At 65.0% G+C, this 17,836-nt stretch carries 17 protein-coding genes; 15 read left to right on the forward strand and 2 right to left on the reverse strand.

Annotated features, from left to right (window positions below; translation table 11 throughout):
• The first annotated feature begins 134 nt into the window (after positions 1-134).
• The 6 genes from QU44_RS06470 (at position 135) to QU44_RS06495 (ending at position 10,760) form a co-directional block, all read left to right on the forward strand.
• Positions 135-1,088: an ArdC family protein gene (locus tag QU44_RS06470; RefSeq protein ID WP_033921037.1), complete on the forward strand. Its 954-nt coding sequence runs from the start codon at positions 135-137 to the stop codon at positions 1,086-1,088.
• 145 nt (positions 1,089-1,233) lie between these two features.
• Complete coding sequence (locus QU44_RS06475) at positions 1,234-3,366, forward strand: ParB/RepB/Spo0J family partition protein (RefSeq protein WP_033921038.1); 2,133 nt, start codon at positions 1,234-1,236, stop codon at positions 3,364-3,366.
• A gap of 365 nt (positions 3,367-3,731) precedes the next feature.
• Positions 3,732-4,028 carry a DUF4326 domain-containing protein gene (locus tag QU44_RS06480; RefSeq protein WP_197054265.1) on the forward strand — a complete coding sequence of 99 codons (297 nt, stop codon included), beginning with the start codon at positions 3,732-3,734 and terminating at the stop codon, positions 4,026-4,028.
• Between the two features lie 93 nt (positions 4,029-4,121).
• Positions 4,122-8,453, forward strand: a complete 4,332-nt coding sequence (locus QU44_RS06485; protein ID WP_033921041.1) for a bifunctional class I SAM-dependent methyltransferase/DEAD/DEAH box helicase — start codon at positions 4,122-4,124, stop codon at positions 8,451-8,453.
• Positions 8,454-9,512, forward strand: coding sequence for a DUF7146 domain-containing protein (locus QU44_RS06490; RefSeq protein WP_033921043.1), 1,059 nt, complete (start codon positions 8,454-8,456; stop codon positions 9,510-9,512). It abuts the gene before it with no gap.
• Positions 9,513-9,821: 309 nt separating this feature from the next.
• A complete protein-coding gene (locus QU44_RS06495) occupies positions 9,822-10,760 on the forward strand; it encodes a DUF2493 domain-containing protein (RefSeq protein WP_269429164.1) in 939 nt (312 codons plus the stop codon).
• Between the two features lie 62 nt (positions 10,761-10,822).
• Here QU44_RS06495 and QU44_RS06500 read toward each other — a convergent pair whose 3' ends face one another.
• Together QU44_RS06500 and QU44_RS18175 are read right to left on the reverse strand one after the other, a co-directional pair.
• Positions 10,823-12,061 carry a hypothetical protein gene (locus QU44_RS06500; protein WP_033921046.1) on the reverse strand — a complete coding sequence of 413 codons (1,239 nt, stop codon included), beginning with the start codon at positions 12,059-12,061 and terminating at the stop codon, positions 10,823-10,825.
• A complete protein-coding gene (locus QU44_RS18175) occupies positions 12,051-12,722 on the reverse strand; it encodes a hypothetical protein (RefSeq protein WP_156140998.1) in 672 nt (223 codons plus the stop codon). The genes QU44_RS06500 and QU44_RS18175 overlap by 11 nt, the downstream gene beginning before the upstream one ends.
• Before the next feature lie 306 nt (positions 12,723-13,028).
• On the opposite strand from QU44_RS18175, the gene QU44_RS18480 reads away from it, so the two are divergent.
• The 9 genes from QU44_RS18480 to QU44_RS06535 all read left to right on the forward strand — a co-directional run bounded on the left by QU44_RS18480 (position 13,029) and on the right by QU44_RS06535 (position 17,801).
• The gene (locus QU44_RS18480; RefSeq protein WP_197054266.1) at positions 13,029-13,202 is read left to right on the forward strand and encodes a hypothetical protein; all 174 of its coding nucleotides are present in this window, start codon (positions 13,029-13,031) and stop codon (positions 13,200-13,202) included.
• 66 nt (positions 13,203-13,268) lie between these two features.
• Positions 13,269-13,793, forward strand: a complete 525-nt coding sequence (locus tag QU44_RS06505) for a hypothetical protein (protein ID WP_269429165.1) — start codon at positions 13,269-13,271, stop codon at positions 13,791-13,793.
• Between the two features lie 579 nt (positions 13,794-14,372).
• Entirely contained in the window at positions 14,373-14,696 is a 324-nt protein-coding gene (locus QU44_RS06510) for a DUF736 domain-containing protein (protein ID WP_033921048.1), read from the forward strand.
• A 271-nt stretch (positions 14,697-14,967) separates the two neighbouring features.
• Positions 14,968-15,201 (forward strand): helix-turn-helix domain-containing protein, encoded by a 234-nt coding sequence (locus QU44_RS06515; protein WP_033921050.1) that lies wholly within the window; start codon positions 14,968-14,970, stop codon positions 15,199-15,201.
• A gap of 132 nt (positions 15,202-15,333) precedes the next feature.
• Entirely contained in the window at positions 15,334-15,597 is a 264-nt protein-coding gene (locus QU44_RS06520) for a DNA -binding domain-containing protein (protein WP_033921052.1), read from the forward strand.
• A gap of 121 nt (positions 15,598-15,718) precedes the next feature.
• Positions 15,719-16,045, forward strand: a complete 327-nt coding sequence (locus QU44_RS18950) for a transcriptional regulator domain-containing protein (RefSeq protein WP_443018078.1) — start codon at positions 15,719-15,721, stop codon at positions 16,043-16,045.
• Positions 15,996-16,490 carry a DUF2285 domain-containing protein gene (locus tag QU44_RS06525; RefSeq protein ID WP_231621644.1) on the forward strand — a complete coding sequence of 165 codons (495 nt, stop codon included), beginning with the start codon at positions 15,996-15,998 and terminating at the stop codon, positions 16,488-16,490. Before QU44_RS18950 ends, QU44_RS06525 begins: the two co-directional genes overlap by 50 nt.
• 138 nt (positions 16,491-16,628) lie before the next feature.
• Positions 16,629-16,910, forward strand: a complete 282-nt coding sequence (locus tag QU44_RS06530; protein ID WP_033921054.1) for a helix-turn-helix transcriptional regulator — start codon at positions 16,629-16,631, stop codon at positions 16,908-16,910.
• 15 nt (positions 16,911-16,925) lie between these two features.
• Complete coding sequence (locus tag QU44_RS06535) at positions 16,926-17,801, forward strand: replication initiator protein A (RefSeq protein WP_033921056.1); 876 nt, start codon at positions 16,926-16,928, stop codon at positions 17,799-17,801.
• The last annotated feature ends 35 nt before the right edge of the window (positions 17,802-17,836 follow it).

A 17,836-nucleotide genomic window follows, 5' to 3' on the forward strand; every position in this document is an offset into this window, starting at 1 on the left:
CAAGGTCGCCGGCGCACCCCCTTCTGCGGGGAGACCCCGCAACGCCCCCTTTAGAGGGAGAGTGCGGACCGGGTTTGCCGTGACGGGTTGAAAGTCGGGAGAGAGGCTTCCGGCGCCCGTCGCGGAGAACCGCGATGTCCAGAAACACCGCTCGCGCCCGTTCCGGCAATGACCGGACGGGCCTCTATCAGGAAATCACCGACAAGATCATCGCTGAGCTGGAAGCCGGACGTATCCCCTGGGTGCAACCCTGGGGGACGGCCGCGGCGAAGGCGCCGCTCGCCATGCCGCAGAATGCGTCAACGCACCGTCGCTACTCCGGGATCAACGTCCTGATCCTGTGGGGCGCGGTCATCGAGCACGGCTTCGCCGGTCAGAGCTGGCTCACATTCCGCCAAGCGCTCGGCCTCGGTGGCAATGTCAGAAAGGGCGAGCGCGGCACCACCGTCGTCTATGCCGACCGCTTCGTGCCCGATGATGAACGCAAGCGGGCCGCCGAGCATGGCGAGGAGGCACAGGCAATTCCGTTCCTCAAGCGCTTTACCGTCTTCAATACCGACCAGTGTGAGAACCTACCGGAGGACATCGCCGCTGTCGTGCCGCCGCCTCCGCCGGGCATGATCGAGCCGCAAGCCGAGGCGCTGATCCGGGCCACAGGCGCGGATTTCCGCATCGGCGGCGGCCGCGCCTTCTACAACCCGTCGCACGACTTCGTGCAGGTCCCGCCGCCGGCCGCCTATTTCGAACCGATCAACTGGCACCGCACCGCATTCCACGAGCTGGGGCATTGGTCGGGTCATCCCTCCCGGCTTGGCCGTGACATGGCCGGTTCCTTCGGCTCCAAATCCTACGCACGCGAGGAGCTGGTGGCGGAAATCGCGGGCGCTTTCATCTGCGCCTCGCTCTCCATCGCGCCGACTGTGCGCCATGCCGACTACATCGGCTCGTGGCTGGAGGTTCTGCGCGAGGACAATCGCGCCATTGTCCGCGCCGCCAGCGCCGCGTCGAAGGCCGCCGAGTTCATCCTCGGTTTCCAGCCGGGCATCGACCAGCACGCGGTGGCGGATGACGAGCGGGCGGCGGCGTGACAGGCCACGCCGAAACGTGGAGCCGGAAATACGCTTCTCCGGCATCCCGGTTCGGCGGCTGGAAGAGTGAGAGGAGTGCCGGGTTTTCGTGACGGGTTGAAGGTCGAGAGAGAGGCTCTCGACGCCCGTCGCGGAGACTACCCCCATGGCTACTGCCGTTCAGAAAATCACCCTCAGCGCCTCGCGCGACATCCCCTTCAACAAGCTGGTGCTCAGCCAGTCCAACGTCCGGCGCGTGAAGGCCGGCATCTCGATCGAGGAGCTGTCCGAGGACATCGCACGGCGCGGTCTGCTTCAGGGCCTCAACGTCCGGCCGGTGCTCGATGCCGAAGGCGCCGAGACCGGCATGTTCGAGGTCCCGGCCGGCGGTCGCCGCTACCGGGCGCTCGAACGCCTCGTCAAGCAGAAGCGCCTCGCCAAGACCGCGCCCGTGCCGTGCATCCCGAAATCTGCCGACGCCGCTACCTCGGCCGAGGAGGATTCCTTGGCGGAAAACGTCCAGCGTGTTGCGCTGCATCCGCTCGACCAGTTCCGCGCCTTCCTGGCGATGCGCGAGAAGGGGCAGCCCGAGGAGGACATCGCCGCGGCCTTCTTCGTCCCGGTCAATGTCGTGAAGCAGCGCCTCCGCCTGGCCGCGGTGGCTCCCAGCCTGCTCGACCTCTACGCAGAGGACGGCATCACGCTGGAGCAGCTCATGGCGTTCACCGTCACCCATGACCACGCCCGTCAGGCGCAGGTCTGGGAGGTGATCCAGCGCTCCTACAGCAAGGAGGCCTACCAGATCCGCCGCATGCTGACGGAGACGACGGTGCGCGCCTCCGACAAGCGCGCGCAGTTCGTCGGCCTGGACGCCTACTCCGAGGCCGGGGGCGTCGTCATGCGCGACCTGTTCCAGAACGACGACGGCGGCTGGCTGGAGGACGTCGCTCTCCTCGATCGCCTGGTCGCCGACAAGCTCAAGGTGGAGGCCGAAACCATCGCCGCCGAGGGCTGGAAGTGGATCTCGGTCGCGGTCGAGACGCCCTACGGATACGACCACGGCCTGCGCCAGCTATCCGGCACGACTGCCGATCTAAGCGCTGAGGAGCAGGCGACGATCGAGGCGCTGAACGCCAAATACGCCAAGCTCGAAGCCGACTATGAAGGCGCCGACGAACTGCCGGACGAGGTCGATGAACGGCTCGGCGAGATCGAGACGGCGCTCGCCGCCTTTGACAACCGTCCCGTCGTCTACGACCCGAGCGAAATCACCCGTGCCGGCGCGTTCGTCAGCATCGACAGCGAAGGCAAGCTGTCGGTCGATCGCGGCTATGTTCGCCCCGAGGACGAGGCGCCGGTCACAGTGGATGGCGAAGGCGATACCGGAGCCGAGGGCGCGACGCCCGAAGCATCCGACCCCACCGCCCCGGTCGTCCAGCGCGCGATCATCACGATCGGCGGCCAGGCCGAGCCGGAGGACGAGGAAGACGGCGTCATCAAGCCGCTACCGGAACGTTTGGTCACCGAGCTGACCGCGCATCGGACGCTGGCCTTGCGTGACGCCCTCGCCACCAATCCGCACGTCGCTCTCACGACGCTGCTGCACAAGCTGGTGCTCGACACCTTCCAGCGCACGGCGGCGTCGGGCGGATGCCTAGAAGCCTCGGTGCGGCATGTCTTCTTCCCCGTCCAGGCGGCCGACCTGAAGGACAGCCAGTCCGCCAAGGCCATCGCCGCGCGGCAGGAGGAATGGAAGGCCGATCTGCCCACGGACGAGGATGCACTGTGGGATTGGCTGGACGGCCTCGACGACGCCAGCCGTTCAGCGTTGCTTGCCCATTGCGTCTCCTACGGCGTGAACGCCCTCTATGAGAAGGTCGATCGCTATGGCGGAGCCGGGCTTTCGCAGCACGGCCTCGAACGCCGCATGAAGCACGCGGATCGCCTGGCCCGCGCCGTGGGACTCGACATGGTCGATGCCGGGTGGCGGCCTACCGTTGACAACTACCTCGGCCGCGTCACCAAGCCACGCATCCTCGAAGCGGTGCGCGAGGCCAAGGGCGAGCAGTCAACCCAGCTCATCGACCACCTCAAGAAGGCCGACATGGCCCGGGAGGCCGAGCGGTTACTCGACGGCACCGGCTGGCTGCCCGAGCCGCTGCGCCTGGTCGATATCGAGACCGCTACGGATGCGCCGACTGGCGAGGCCGAGACTCTGCCCGACTTCCTCGCCGACGACGACGAGGACGCTGCTGTCGAGACCGAAGACGATCCGGCCCGCATGATCGCGGCCGAATAGCCTCCGCCGGGGCGGCTCCGGCCGCCCCGCATCCGCTTCCACTATCAAATCCAACCGAAAGCCCGGCCCCCTGCATCACAGGGATCAGCCGGGCTTTCGTCGTTTCAGGAGTCCTTGCCGGCTGATTTCTTCACCCACTTCTCGTGCCTTCTCGATGGCGGCACGCCGCCCGTCGTTCTCGCCCTGCCGCTCACCTCCCTTTCGAACCCATGACGGCTCTCTTGTCTGGGCGCGGCGCAACGCCGGTCAACGGACAAGCCGTTGCCGCATCGACCATCCGGTCTCGCGTGACCGGCGCCGCCTGACCGCGCCCGGCCGACGGGTCGCCGCAATGGGATCAGGAGGTGACAGCGATGTGCAGGGTTTTGAACAAACGCGAGGTCGGCGTGCCTGCCGGGGCCCTCTACATCGGCCGGGGCAGCAAGTGGGGCAATCCACTCCGCATCGGCCTCGACGGCGACCGCGCCGCCGTCATCGTCAAGCACGAGCGTTGGCTGGCCGATGAGCATCATCTGCTGCGGGCGCTCGACGAACTGCGCGGCCGCGACCTCGTATGCTTTTGCGCACCACTCGCTTGCCACGGCGACCTGCTGCGCCGGCTCGCCAATGCCAGCCGCGACCAGCGCATCGCGTGGTGGCGCAGCGTCAAGGCTTCGGCTTGAGAGGGAGAGTGGGGCCGGGACGGGTTTGAGCCGATGCGGTCGAGAGAGAGCGCCGGTCGGCTCGGTCCTTCCCGCTCTCCCGAGGTTTCCCCCATGACGAGTGCTTCTGCTTTCGCGGCCGACCCTGCGCCCGCGTCCCTCCCCTTCGCCTCTGTTGCCGATCCGGCCGCCGCCGTTGCCGAGGCTGCGCGGCTTCTCCTTCCCCATCTCGAACGCGGCCAGCGTGTGGACGCGACCGACCTCCGCGCTGCGATGGAGGCGGCTTTTGGGTCGTCAGACGCCTCCGGCGCCTGGGACTGGAAGGCCGCCTATGACGCCTGCGAAGTGGCGACAGTGCTCTTCCTGCGCAAGTTCGGCCCGGCCATCCGCGCCAAGGCCGCATCGCCCGCCGCCATGCTGCCGATGCTGGCCAAGATCGCGGGCCTTCTCCCCACCCATACGCGCCGATCCGAGGAGAGCCAGACGCTCCAGCAATTCTCGACGCCGATTGTCTTGGGACTTGCCGCTAGCACGGCCGCCGCGATCACGCCGACAGACCGCGTGCTCGAACCTTCGGCCGGGACCGGCCTGCTCGCCATTCTGGCCGAGCTTGCGGGCGGATCGCTCATCCTCAACGAGTTGGCCGAGACCCGCGCCGGGCTGCTCGACCGACTGTTCCCGAACATCGCCATCACCCGCTTCGACGCGGCGCAGATCGACGATCACCTCGACGATGGCATAGTTCCGAGCGTCGTGCTGATGAACCCGCCGTTCTCGGCATTGGCCCGCGTCGATGGTCGCATGGCGGACGCCGCGCTGCGCCATATCGCCTCCAGCTTGTCGCGTCTTGCCGACGGCGGCCGTTTGGTCGCCATCACCGGCGCGAGCTTCGCGCCCGACACCCCAGCTTGGCGCGACGCCTTCGCACGGCTGCAGGAACGCGGGCGCGTGGTGTTCTCGGCCGCGATCGACGGCTCCGTCTACGCCAAACACGGCACCACCATCGACACCCGGCTGACGGTGATCGACAAGGCTCCGGCCGTTGATCCGACCGCCTTTCCGGCTTCGCCCGGGATCGCACCCGACGCCGCCACGCTGCTCGGCTGGATCACGGATCATGTCCCGGCGCGTCTGCCTGTCGTGGCGTCCGTTGCCGTCCCCCTGATCGCACGCCCGGCGCTCCCGCGAACGGTGCGCGCCTATACGGTGCGCCCGTCATCGGCGCCCGCGAACACGATCGAGCCCGAGGCCAGGGAACTGGCCTATGAGACGGTCGATTGGACGCCGGCCGAGGGCGACCGCATCACCGAGGCGCTTTATGAAGAATACGGTTTGCAGGCGATCCGTATTTCCGGCTCTCAGGCCCATCCGACCAAGCTGGTGCAGTCGGCGGCCATGGCCTCCATCGCCCCGCCCAAGCCGAGCTATCGGCCGCATCTGTCCTGCAACGTCGTCACCGACGGCCTGCTGTCCGACGCCCAGCTCGAAAGCGTCATCTACGCCGGCGAAGCCCATGCCGGTCATCTCGCCGGATCATGGACGGTGGATGAGACGTTCGATCTCGTCTCGGCCGCCCGCGATGACGCCGAGAACGCCGTCCGCTTTCGCCGTGGCTGGTTCCTGGGCGATGGCACCGGCGCCGGCAAGGGCCGCCAGGTCGCCGGCATCCTGCTCGATAACTGGCTGAAGGGCCGCCGCCGCGCCGTCTGGGTGTCGAAGTCCGACAAGCTGATCGAGGACGCGCAGCGCGATTGGTCGGCCCTCGGCATGGAGCGCCTGCTGGTCACGCCGCTCTCGCGCTTCCGCCAGGGCACCGCGATCCGGCTGGCGGAGGGCGTCCTTTTCACCACCTACGCCACGCTGCGCTCCGACGCGCGCGAGGAGAAGGTTTCGCGCGTCCGGCAGATCGTCGAATGGTTGGGCTCCGACTTCGACGGAGTGATCATTTTCGACGAGAGCCACGCCATGCAGAACGCCGCTGGCGGCAAGGGAGAACGCGGCGACCATGCCGCCTCGCAACAGGGTCGTGCCGGCCTCCGGCTCCAGCACGCACTCCCGAATGCGCGCATCGTCTATGTCTCGGCGACCGGCGCCACCACGGTCCAAAATCTCGCCTATGCCCAGCGCCTCGGCCTCTGGGGCGGCGAGGACTTTCCCTTCGCCACACAGGCCGAGTTCGTCGAGGCGATCGAGGCCGGCGGCGTGGCGGCCATGGAAGTGCTCGCCCGCGACCTACGCGCGCTCGGCCTCTATGCGGCCCGTTCGCTCTCCTACGAGGGTGTCCAATACGAGCTGGTTGAGCACACGCTTACGCCCGAGCAGATCCGCATCTACGACGCCTATGCCGACGCCTTCGCGATCATCCACAACAATCTCGACGCGGCGATGCAGGCCGCCAACATCACCGGCTCGACTGGCACGCTGAATGCGCAGGCCAAGTCCGCCGCCCGATCCGCCTTCGAGAGCGCCAAGCAGCGGTTCTTCTCGCACCTGATCACCAGCATGAAGACGCCGTCCCTGATCCGCTCCATCGAGCGCGATCTGGAAGACGGCCACGCCGCCGTCATCCAGATCGTCTCGACCGGCGAAGCGCTGATGGAACGCAGGCTGGCGGAGATCCCGACCGACGAATGGGACGACGTGCGGGTCGACATCACGCCGCGGGAGTACGTGCTGGACTATCTTGCCCATTCCTTTCCGGTGCAGCTCTACGAGCCCTTCACCGATAGCGAGGGCAACCTGTCGTCGCGTCCGGTCTATCGCGATGGCCAGCCGGTCGAAAGCCGCGAAGCCGTCGCCCGCAGGGACCGGCTGATCGAAAAGCTCGCCTCCCTGCCGCCGGTGCATGGCGCGCTCGACCAGATCGTCCAGCGCTTCGGCGCGGACACAGTGGCCGAGGTGACGGGCCGCTCGCGTCGGATCGTGCGCAAGGGCGATCGACTGGTTGTCGAGAACCGCGCCGGTTCCGCCAGCCTCGCCGAGACGCAAGCGTTCATGGATGACAACAAGCGTATCCTCGTGTTCTCGGAAGCAGGCGGCACCGGGCGCTCCTATCACGCCGAACTGTCGGCTCGGAACCGGCGGCTGCGGGTCCATTATCTGCTCGAGGCTGGATGGAAGGCGGACGCCGCCATCCAGGGTCTCGGTCGCACCAACCGGACGAACCAGCAGCAGCCGCCGCTGTTCCGGCCGATCGCGACCAACGTCAAAGCCGAGAAGCGTTTCCTCTCCACGATCGCCCGCCGTCTCGACACGCTCGGCGCGATCACCAAGGGCCAGCGCCAGACCGGCGGCCAGGGCCTGTTCCGCCCCGAGGACAATCTGGAGAGCCACTACGCCCGCGACGCCCTGCGCCAGCTCTATCTATTGCTGGTCCGGGGCAAGGTCGATGGATGCTCGCTCCAGGTGTTCGAGGACGCCACCGGCCTCTCGCTGATGGATGCGGGCGGCATCAAGGACGAGTTGCCGCCGGTCACAACGTTCCTGAACAGGTTGCTGGCGCTCACCATCGACCTGCAGAACATCCTGTTCACGGCGTTCGAGCAGTTGCTGACCACCCGCATCGAGGGCGCCATCGCATCCGGCGTCTACGACGTCGGGCTCGAAACGCTCACGGCCGAGAGTTTCGTCGTCACAGATCGGCGGGCCATCTATGCCCATCCGGGCACCTCCGCCGAAACCCGGCTCCTCACCATCACCCAGCGCGAGCGCAATCGGCCCGTCACGCTCGATGCGGCGTTGGATCTTCTCTCCGATCCACGCGCAATCCTGCTCATCAACGAGCAGTCCGGCCGCGCCGCCGTGCAGGTTCCGACCACCAGCCTGATGCTCGACGACGGTGAGGTCGAACGCCGGGTGCGGCTTACCCGGCCGATGGAGCGTCCCGCCTTACCGCTGGCAATGATGCCCCAGACCCATTGGCGCGAGGCCGACCGAAACGCCTTCGCGTCCGCCTGGAACGCCGAACTTGCCGAGGTGCCGGCGTTCACCGACAGCACCATCCACGTTGTCAGCGGCTTGCTGCTGCCGATCTGGAAGCGGCTACCGAACGAATCGACGCGCGTCTACCGGCTCCAGACCGACACCGGCGAGCGGATCGTCGGTCGGCGCGTCTCCCCGGCCTGGGCCGCGACCGCCACCGCGACCGGCGCTTCGAGTCTCACATCCGAGGACGCCTTCACCGCGCTGCTGGAGGGTCGCACCGTCCTCGATCTCGCCGAAGGCCTGCAGCTTCGCCGGGTCCGCGTCATGGGGGCCAACCGCATCGAACTGTCCGGTTTCACCGACACGATGCGGGATCGCCTGCGCGCCTACGGCCTGTTCCACGAGATCATCTCCTGGAAGCTGCGCATGTTCGTGCCGACCGACGCGAGCGGCCCCGCCATTCTGGCGCGGGTGCTGGAACGCTATCCAGTCGAGCGTATCGCAGAGCGGGGGGCCGCATAGATGGCCCGCGACGCTTCTGAACTGGCACATCGTCTTGCGCGCAACGCCGAGGCGGTCTGCCGCCACTACCTCTCCAACGGCCGCCGCGAAGGCCGCTACTGGCTGGTCGGCGACGTCCATAACTGCCCCGGCCGGTCGATGTTCGTCCGGCTGACAGGGCCGGAGTCCGGCAAGGGTGCGGCTGGCAAATGGACCGACGCCGCTACAGGCGAGCACGGTGATCTGCTCGACGTCATCCGTGAGAGCTGCGGCCTGATCGACTTCAAGGACGTCGCCGATGAGGCCCGTAGTTTCCTTGCCATGCCACGACCCGAGCCTGAACCCGAACAGAAACCGCGACCGGCATCGGCACCGGCTGGATCGCCGGAATCGGCGCGGCGGCTGTTCGCCATGTCGCAGCCGATTTTGGGCACTCGCGCAGAGACATATTTGCGCAAACGCGGCATTGCGACTTTGCACGGAACCGGAGCCCTGCGCTTCCATCCGCATTGCTACTACCGGCCGGACAGGCATTCGCCGACCGAGACCTGGCCGGCGATGATCGCATCCGTCACCGACCTGAACGGCGGGATCACGGGCGCGCATCGCACCTGGATCGCGCCCGATGGCAGCGGCAAGGCGCCGGTGGACACGCCGAGGCGCGCGATGGGCGACCTTCTCGGCAACGCGGTCCGCTTCGACGTCGCGCACGATATCATGGCGGCCGGCGAAGGCATCGAGACCATGCTGTCGCTGCGAATGGTACTGCCCCACTTGCCGGTGGTGGCGGCGCTCTCGGCGGCTCATCTCGCCGCCACCCTGTTCCCGGCAACACTGCGCCGTCTCTACATCGCGCGCGACGACGATCCGGCCGGTGACGGGGCGGTGCAAAGCCTGATCGAACGGGCGCAGGCGGTCGGGATCGAGGCGATCACCCTGTCGCCACGGGTCGGGGACTTCAACGAGGATCTCCGCGCGTTCGGCATCGATGCACTTCGGGCAGCCCTGCGGGTACAGATCGCACCGGAAGATGTCGCCCGCTTCATGGCGACGCCGACATTGGTCGGCATGGAGATGTGAGCGGCGTCCCGTGACCGGTGTCCTGCATGGGCTACGGGTTGCACCTCAACATCGGAGAGAGCCGCGACCACGGCCTTCTGAGAGGGCGATCGGGACGGCAAACGGCCCGGTCCGGCAATGGCTGCGCCCGGCTATTTTCCGCCGGCGGGCAAGCCGCCTTTGCATCGCGAGGCAAAATAGCCAGCCTTCGCCATCCTCCGCTGCGCTTCGGCCCTCCGCTTTGCTCCGGGTGCAGGACTGGTCCGCCCGCCGTCTTTCGTCGCCATGAAGGCCGCGGCGGTCGCGGCTGATCCGACGAAGGAGCACCTCATGATCATCGACCATGACGACACCGGCTTCGAGCCCCATCACGCCTCATCGCCCACCGACCATCTCCTCTCTGAACTCCAGCTCTATGGCTACAGGCCCTTCCAGGACGAACCCGACCCGAGGCCGCTCCCCGAAGGCAACGTCGTCGCCGGCGCCATCGCCGACATCTTCGACGCCCTGATCGTGAGCATGAGCGACACGCGCCTCGAACCCGACCTCGACGACCTGCTGTGGTCGACCGTTAATCTCTTCCACCGCGCCACCGACCGGATCGAGCGCGAGCTGGATGACAACGAGCAGGCGCAGCGCCGCAGCCAGCGTGAACAGGACGGCAGCGAGGTGAAGTCGGTCGAACTGGAGCGCCTGACCGCCGAGGGTCAGACCATGATCGAGCGCCGTAACGCCTTCGAACTGATGCGCGACCAGGCCGCCGAGCACTTCGAGCGTCACACCGGGTCATCGTGGCGGCCGCGCAGCGGATCGATGGTCAACCATCGCGCCCTGACCTCGGCGATGATCGACAGCCGCGACTTTCTCGCCGCCAAACGGCGGGCCGAGACCGAGGTGATGCTCCCGGCCGGGCCCAAGATCGCCTTCACCGGCGGGCTCGACTTCAACGATCATCGCCTGATCTGGGACACGCTCGACAAGGTCCACGCCAAGCACCCGGACATGGTGCTGTTGCATGGTGGATCGCCCAAGGGCGCCGAACTTATCGCATCTAAGTGGGCCGACAATCGCAAAGTGCCGCAGGTCGCCTTCAAGCCCAATTGGACCAAGCACGCCAAGGCCGCACCGTTCAAACGCAATGACCAGATGCTCGACGTCCTGCCGATCGGCGTCATCGTCTTTCCGGGCACCGGCATCCAGGACAACCTCGCCGACAAGGCGCGCAAGCTCGGCATCCCGGTCTGGAAGTTCGGCAGTGGCGGCGCGTAAGCGCCTGTCAGACCTCGCCGACCCCCGTGCAACTCAGGAACATTATTTTACGTTCGAGCACGCTATGCATCTTCTTGCCGCAGCGCCTTGGCATCCATCATTTCAGCTGCGACAGCTCGTGCTCCATGGCTTCCAGCATGAAGGCGAGCGCAAAGAGCGTGAAACAGTTCCATCGCCGGCCCACCCACAATGTCGGTGATGGTGGCGTCTGCGTGCTCCTCGGCTGCCATCATCTCCGCAGCCCCCCACAAGGCACCTAACGAGCGCGCAACGTGCCGAACCTTTCCTCGGGCGAACAGTTCTCCAGACAAAGAAGCAAATAGGGCGTGATTTGGCTGACCGCTCGATATGCACCTTCTGACGAGGTGGTTCAGCGGTGACGCAATAAGTTTTGGTTCCCGTTCCAAAGCTCCCATGAAAAGGAAAGCTCTTCTGAGGATGGCGCCACTAAAATCGGACGGAACTCCTTCCAGACCTGCTGCACGCCAGAATAGCTGTTCTTCTGTGTGGAGCCGTAGGACGCGGCTATCGCTTCCTGGATGGTACATTCTGGCCTCACCGCCCGGGACGAATCCTGGCGTGAATTGCTCAAGCCAACTCAGGGCGAGCAATCCTGCAATTCCACCTGCGAATGCAAGCTCAGGACAATCCGTATTTTTTCGCTGAAGGAGCACAAGGCCAAGCGCTCTTCTATCGCAATCGTACTCGCGACCTCGCAGCCTACAGAAATCTTGGAATCCGGTAAGGCTTAGATCGGATTGGTCGCCGTGCGCCTCAATCCTGTGAACCAACTCGTGTCCAACTATAAATTCAATCGCTGCCACAAATACGGCTGGACCGATGTGATCTGACTTTGACTTAGGAAATGTCAGTGGTACGCCAACTTCGAGATACTCTCCAAGAGTTTTCCCATATACTTCACGTTCCTCTTGGGTCATCGCAAATTTTACTGCGCCGACACCGTCTGGACCAACCGTCACCCCGGAAAAAAGCATTTCGATGAGGTTTCTTAGAAAGGCGATGTAGTGCCGACTTAGGAGTATTACCTGGCCACCGTCGTCAACACCTATTGTCGATCCGACGTCAATATTATCGGCGATATGGATTTCGTACTTTGTCTCCCCGGGGAGAAACGGGGATATCGTTTCAAAAATGTCCTCTAATTGTTTGGACAATAGGCGTCGCTCGGTTTCAACCTTCGTTGCGGCGTCTGGATTGAGAATTCTCGCAGCCGAGTAATCCTGCTGCATCGCCCGGACATACTCCGAGACTTCTGCACGCCGAATTACGTCATTTATCATCAATTTCGTCCGCAAAACTCTCAGGATCGTTCACGTCCATTACGTCGGATTGATACGGCGCCAAAGGATTGGTCCCGAACGCCATTCCAAAAACAAATCTTATAGGTGAAAAAGCTATCGTACCGGAGATGTCGGGAAGATGGAGTAGGCCGGTTTGCTGTCGCGCATAGTCAGCGTTGAGCGCCAACGGGAGTCCGCCAGCGTCGTACTTGACTTTAATGTCAGCTTCAGATTGCCCGGAGCAGACAATATCAGCATGTTCGACCACATGCGTTTCAACAACTATCCGATAAAATAGGCTCCAGTTCGCTTTACTCGTCGAGTTTGCCAGCTTGGCCAAAACGGGATGCAGATTCTTTACTCGCCGAACAATGCGTTTTCCTCTGATGTAAATGCCTGGTTGATTTGAGAACATAACACTGGCCTCAGCCACTCCAGTAGCATTTCCTGAAACTCCTCCCTTCCTAACGCCGTTACTGAAGTATTCCAGCATATGAGCCGTTTCCTCTTCTTCAATTTCAGCGTTTATCAACGTTCTTAGGTTACCATAATGCTTAACACGACCACCGCTACCAATGCGGATGTAATCACCTATACTTAGATTGCCCGGGGGGTCCAATGGGAACAAATCGAACGCCGCTTTCACTGCATCATAGTACATTGGTCAGCCCTCCCTGCTTCGATGCGAACTAATCACGTAGGTCGTTCATACCACTCCGGGCTTTCTCCTACCATCCAGCGTCAGCACTGACCCAGCCTGTTTGGTCCGGCGACCCACCCCCCGCTTCCAATAGCGCTGATCCTTGGTCCGGCCCATGGCCTGACGCCATCAACCCGTAAAGGGTCCGCTACGCGAGCGTGCGGCCTTGCGGCTTCGCCCCTGCGGTGATTGCGGCCATGGGCCGGACACATCGGGCGCCTGTCGCGCGGGGGATGGTCTCCCGCCTCCAAGACAGGAGCCGGAACAATGTCGCAAACCCTCTCAAATGCCCACGCCCGCGGCTGGAACCTCGCCACCACCCTGATGGTCTGCATCATCGTCTTCCAGGCCGGCAACGGCGAGTTTGGTGTCATGCCTTCGGCTGAGTATGACGGCGATGAAGCCGCCATCATCCACGAGTTCGACCCCTTCCAACCGTGAAGGGGCGGCGGTCACGCCAGGCGGCGCGGAGATCCTGCGAAGATTTTCGCTCCCGCCGCTCCTCATTTGCGGCTATGGTCGCTCCAGCGCCGTGGTGGTGGTGGAAGGCGCGACCGTTCGACTATTGTCGCGGAGACCACCATCATAATCATCATCGGCATTCTTCTCAGTATCGTTGGGCTGGGCTTTCTTTGCTGGCTGTTGTTCACGCTCGCCGTCTATGCGTTACCTTTTTTCGCCGCCGTGTCCGCCGGTATATTCGTCCATGACAGCGGCACCGGTCCATTCGGCGCCATCGTCGTCGGCGCGCTCGCTGGCATCCTCACGCTGATCGCCGGACAGGTGGTTTTCGCCACTGTGCGCTCGCCGTTCATCCGCTTGGGCGTCGCGTTGCTGTTCGCCGCGCCGGCTGCATTCGCCGGCTATCACGCGACCCATGGAATCGCCGCGCTGACCATGCCGTCCGGGATCTGGCAGCAAGTCTTCGCGGGTGTGGGCGCCGTCGTCGTCGGCGCGACCGCCTGGGCGCGGATGGCGATGCTATCGCCCGATCCGTCGGGCGGGGCGTTGCGGGGACCGGCTCTGCCGTAAGTCCGAGGCCGGGGTCGACAAGGGCACCGGGCGCCCCCTCGGTTTCCGAAATCGGCATGGATCGGGCCTTGCAGAATGCTCGGCCCGGACCTTGAAACGAGATGACCTCGGCCGGCGGTCACACTTGGAACCGTCGGCGTCGACGGCGCGCCGATCAACGGTGTCGGTGTCAGCGTCAGCGTTGTCCGTGCCGGTTCTCGGGTTTCGGTTGTGGCGCCGATGGCTGAAGACAGAGCGGCGTCTCGCCTGAATCATTGAGCCTCCCGTCCGGTGCTGGCGATGCTCGCGGGTTCTCCCTGAGATTTCCCTGTTCGGTCGCGCGCTGCCCACACGGCCTCTTCAATGGCGTGATCTGGCCGAAGGACGGCGCGCCTCGATCGCCTATGCCGCAACGCCGCCGGGCGACTTTCTTCCCCTGGGCTGCGCCCATTCCTCGCGAGGCAAGAAACTCGCCCAGCTGGCATCCTTCGCTGCGCTACGGCCTGCGAGCAGGTGCGGCGTCGATCGCCTTCGGCCTGTCGATCGCCATCGAGGCCGCGATGGGCGCGGGCTCGAAAACAGTGATCAAGGAGAACCACCATGGCGAACATCGGCACCTTCAAGAAGTCCGGCAACGAGTTCCAAGGCGAAATCGTCACCCTCAGCGTCCAGACCAAGGGCGTCCGCATCGTCCCCGAAGCCAACCGGGCCAACGACAACGCCCCCAGCCACCGCGTCTATGTCGGCCGCGCCGAGATCGGCGCCGCCTGGTCCAAGCGCTCCAGCGAGGGCCGCGACTATCTCTCGGTCAAGCTGGACGATCCGAGCTTCAACGCTCCGATCTACGCCAACCTCTTCGACGACGAGGACGGCGAAGCCTACGCCCTCATCTGGTCCCGCGGCCGCAAGGCCAACGGCGACTGAACCGGCCCCCGCGACGCCCCGCCCGACACACTGGGCGGGGCTCCTTTTCCCGCTCGGCGGTCCATGACGACGACAAAGATGCACGACCGCGCCGTTCGCCAACCGACTCGCAAGGCTCGTTGAGCAGGTCGACTTGGCTTTACCGCCAGCCTCCGATCGACGCCCGTCCACTCGGCGACAATCGTGATGAAAACCGTGCGCGCCCACGGATGGGTACGAATCACTAGTTTACTAGGTGGCAGTATATTAGGTAAAATGGCGACCTCACCGCATGAGATTGCGGGAGATCGTTGCCAAGAATCTACGCCGGCTGAGACACGCGAAAGGCATGTCGCAGGAGGAGCTTGCTGACCGTGCCGACATCAACCGCAACTATGTCGGGATGCTCGAACGCGAGCAGCACGCCGCCACCATCGACATGCTGGAAAAACTTGCCGAGGTGCTTGAGGTCGATCCGATCGTTTTCTTCGAGAAGCCGGACGGCGCGGCAGCAGAAGGGCGCTGACAAAGTAGGCCTAAGCGATGCTCGCGGCGCATCACGCGATGCAATTCCGTGGTGCTTCCACAATTCCATCAACCCAATATGGTTAATTTCGGAACCAGTGGCCGTCCCCGCTGGGACCTCTCGGGGACTATTATGACTGCGCCGGATTTTCTCGATCAGCCGCCCGAAAGCGCGACGCTGACCGAGTATGACCGCAAGCATTTGAAGCTCTATATCCGCCTGCTCGACGCCGAGACCGAAGGCGCGGATTGGCGGGAGGCGGTCACCATCCTGTTCGGCCTAGACCCCGCCTGCGATCCCGCGCGTGCCCGGCATATCCATGAAACGCATCTCACGCGCGCCCGATGGATGACCGAACATGGTTATCGCCACCTTCTCCGACAGGGCCAGCACTGAACCCGGAGGTGATGCCGCAGGCTGATCGCGCGTTGCACTCTCAGGGACTTCCTCGCCCTCGCTCAACCGGGAATCGTGACTGGCCCCGCAGTCGCCACGCATGTGAGCCCGGAGGAAATCGATGGAGCCCGACCCATCTCAGTGGCGATATTCAGCCGTTTATGACTATTTCGACGACATCGGCGCCTCCGACCTGGCCTGGGAGTGCCTGCGCCGCAACGTCGACTATCAGCGCGACTACGCCCAAACCGTAAGACAGATGGATGACCTCACGCAGGCGGCCGATGCGTTCCGCCTGCGCTGGGGGCTGCAATTTCCCAGCTCGCCCGAGTCGGACCGCACTCGAGGAGCCGGTCTACTGGACGCCGGAGGCGGATCTCGGAAAAGTTCTGCTGACAGTGACGCCGCTGACCGCTGGCCCAGGCGGCGATCTCTCGGCCGCGCTTGACGAGAGCGCCTCGCGCCTCGCCGCGGACGGGCTTCATCTCATCCATGGCGTTGGTCCTTCCGCGGTTCACGTCGTGCGCCTCACGGGAGCCGCCGCCGATCAGCCGCTGGCCGCGCTCGTCCCGCTCGACGCCGATGCGCCCGACCGTCTGAGCGCCATCTCGCGCCTCTGGCGCGCGCTGCATTCGCCTCCGCCACCAGCCGACATGCGGCTCACGCCACAGCGTCGCCGTCGTCTCCGCCACATGCTGCAGGCCCTCGATGGCCGCACCTTCGGCGCGACCTATCGCGACATCGCGGAGGTGATGTTCGGCGTGCCCCGCGTCGCCTCCGATCCGTGGAAAACCTCGGCCCTGCGCGACACCACCGTCCGGCTCGTCCGTGACGGCCTCGCAATGGTGGGCGGCGGTTATCGCGATCTGCTGCGTCATCGTCGCCGAACCTAGCGCCGAACGCCGTCTGGGAGGGGGTGCGATTTAGCGAAGCTGTCTTCGCCATCCCCCCTGACGAGAACCCTCCGCCAACGTGGCCCCGATCCGCCGCCTGTTCCCGGCGACGGCCCGCAACCGCCACGGAGGCTCCCCATGCGCGATACCCAATCCGGCCTTCCGCCACGCTTTCTCAGAACCCCCGAAGCCGCCCGCTTCCTCGGACTGTCGGGTCGCACCCTGGAAAAGCACCGTACCTACGGCACCGGCCCGGCCTATCGGAAGCTCGGCGGACGCGTCGTCTATGCCATCGATGACCTGCAGGCTTGGGCCGATCGCGGCGCCAAGACGTCCACCTCCGATCCAGGCGTCGGGACCGTTCTGCCGGCCAGGCGCATCGAGGCGCCGGCGGCATCCGGCCATCAACGGCATCGCTGAGCCGGCGCGAGACCGATGTCCACTCGCCTCAGCTCCATAGAGCGTCAGCAGCTCGACCTGTTCCGGGCCTTGCCCGGCGACTTCGCGCCACGTGACGCGCAGGATCTGATGGCCTGGCCGTTCTTCTCGCTGGCCAAGTCGCGCCGCGTACAACCGATCGACTTCCGCATGGCGGACGTGACGATCCGGGTCGAAGCGACGCCCGAGCACGGCATGGCGACCATCTGGGACGCCGATGTCCTGATGTGGGCCGCGTCCCAGATCGTCGAGGCGCGCGATGCGGGACTTCGTACCTCCCGTCTTATGGCCGCGACACCCTACGAAATCCTGACCTTCATCGGCCGGGGCGTGTCGCTACGCGACTATGACCGGCTGAAAGCCGCGCTTGACCGCCTGCAATCGACGACGATTGCGACCTCGATCCGCCAGCCGACCGAACGGCGGATGCATCGCTTCTCCTGGATCAACGAATGGAAGGAGCGCGTGGACGGCCGCGGCCGTCCGCTCGGGGTCGAACTGATCCTGCCGGACTGGTTCTACGCCGCGGTCATGGACGACGCGCTCGTGCTCACCATCGACCGGACCTATTTCGATCTGACCGGCGGGCTGGAGCGCTGGCTCTACCGGATCGTGCGCAAGCACGCAGGCCGCCAGAGCGGCGGCTGGAGCTTCGAAGTTCCGCACCTCTATGTGAAATCCGGCAGCCTCTCGCCGCTCAAGCGCTTCGCCTTCGAGCTGCGCGCCATCGTCCGCCGGCAGGCTTTGCCTGGCTACGCGCTGACGCTCGCTCCAGGCCCGTTCGGCCGTGAAATCCTGATCTTCAAACCCGCCGCCATGCCCGCCGCTCCGCGCGCGCCGCATCGCGTCTTGCCGCCTGGGGATAAGCTGTGAATCATCTCGTGCTATCGGGAACCCGACCCATCGTG

The organism is Sphingomonas sp. 37zxx, from assembly GCF_000786205.1.
Classification (GTDB): Bacteria; Pseudomonadota; Alphaproteobacteria; order Sphingomonadales; family Sphingomonadaceae; genus Sphingomonas.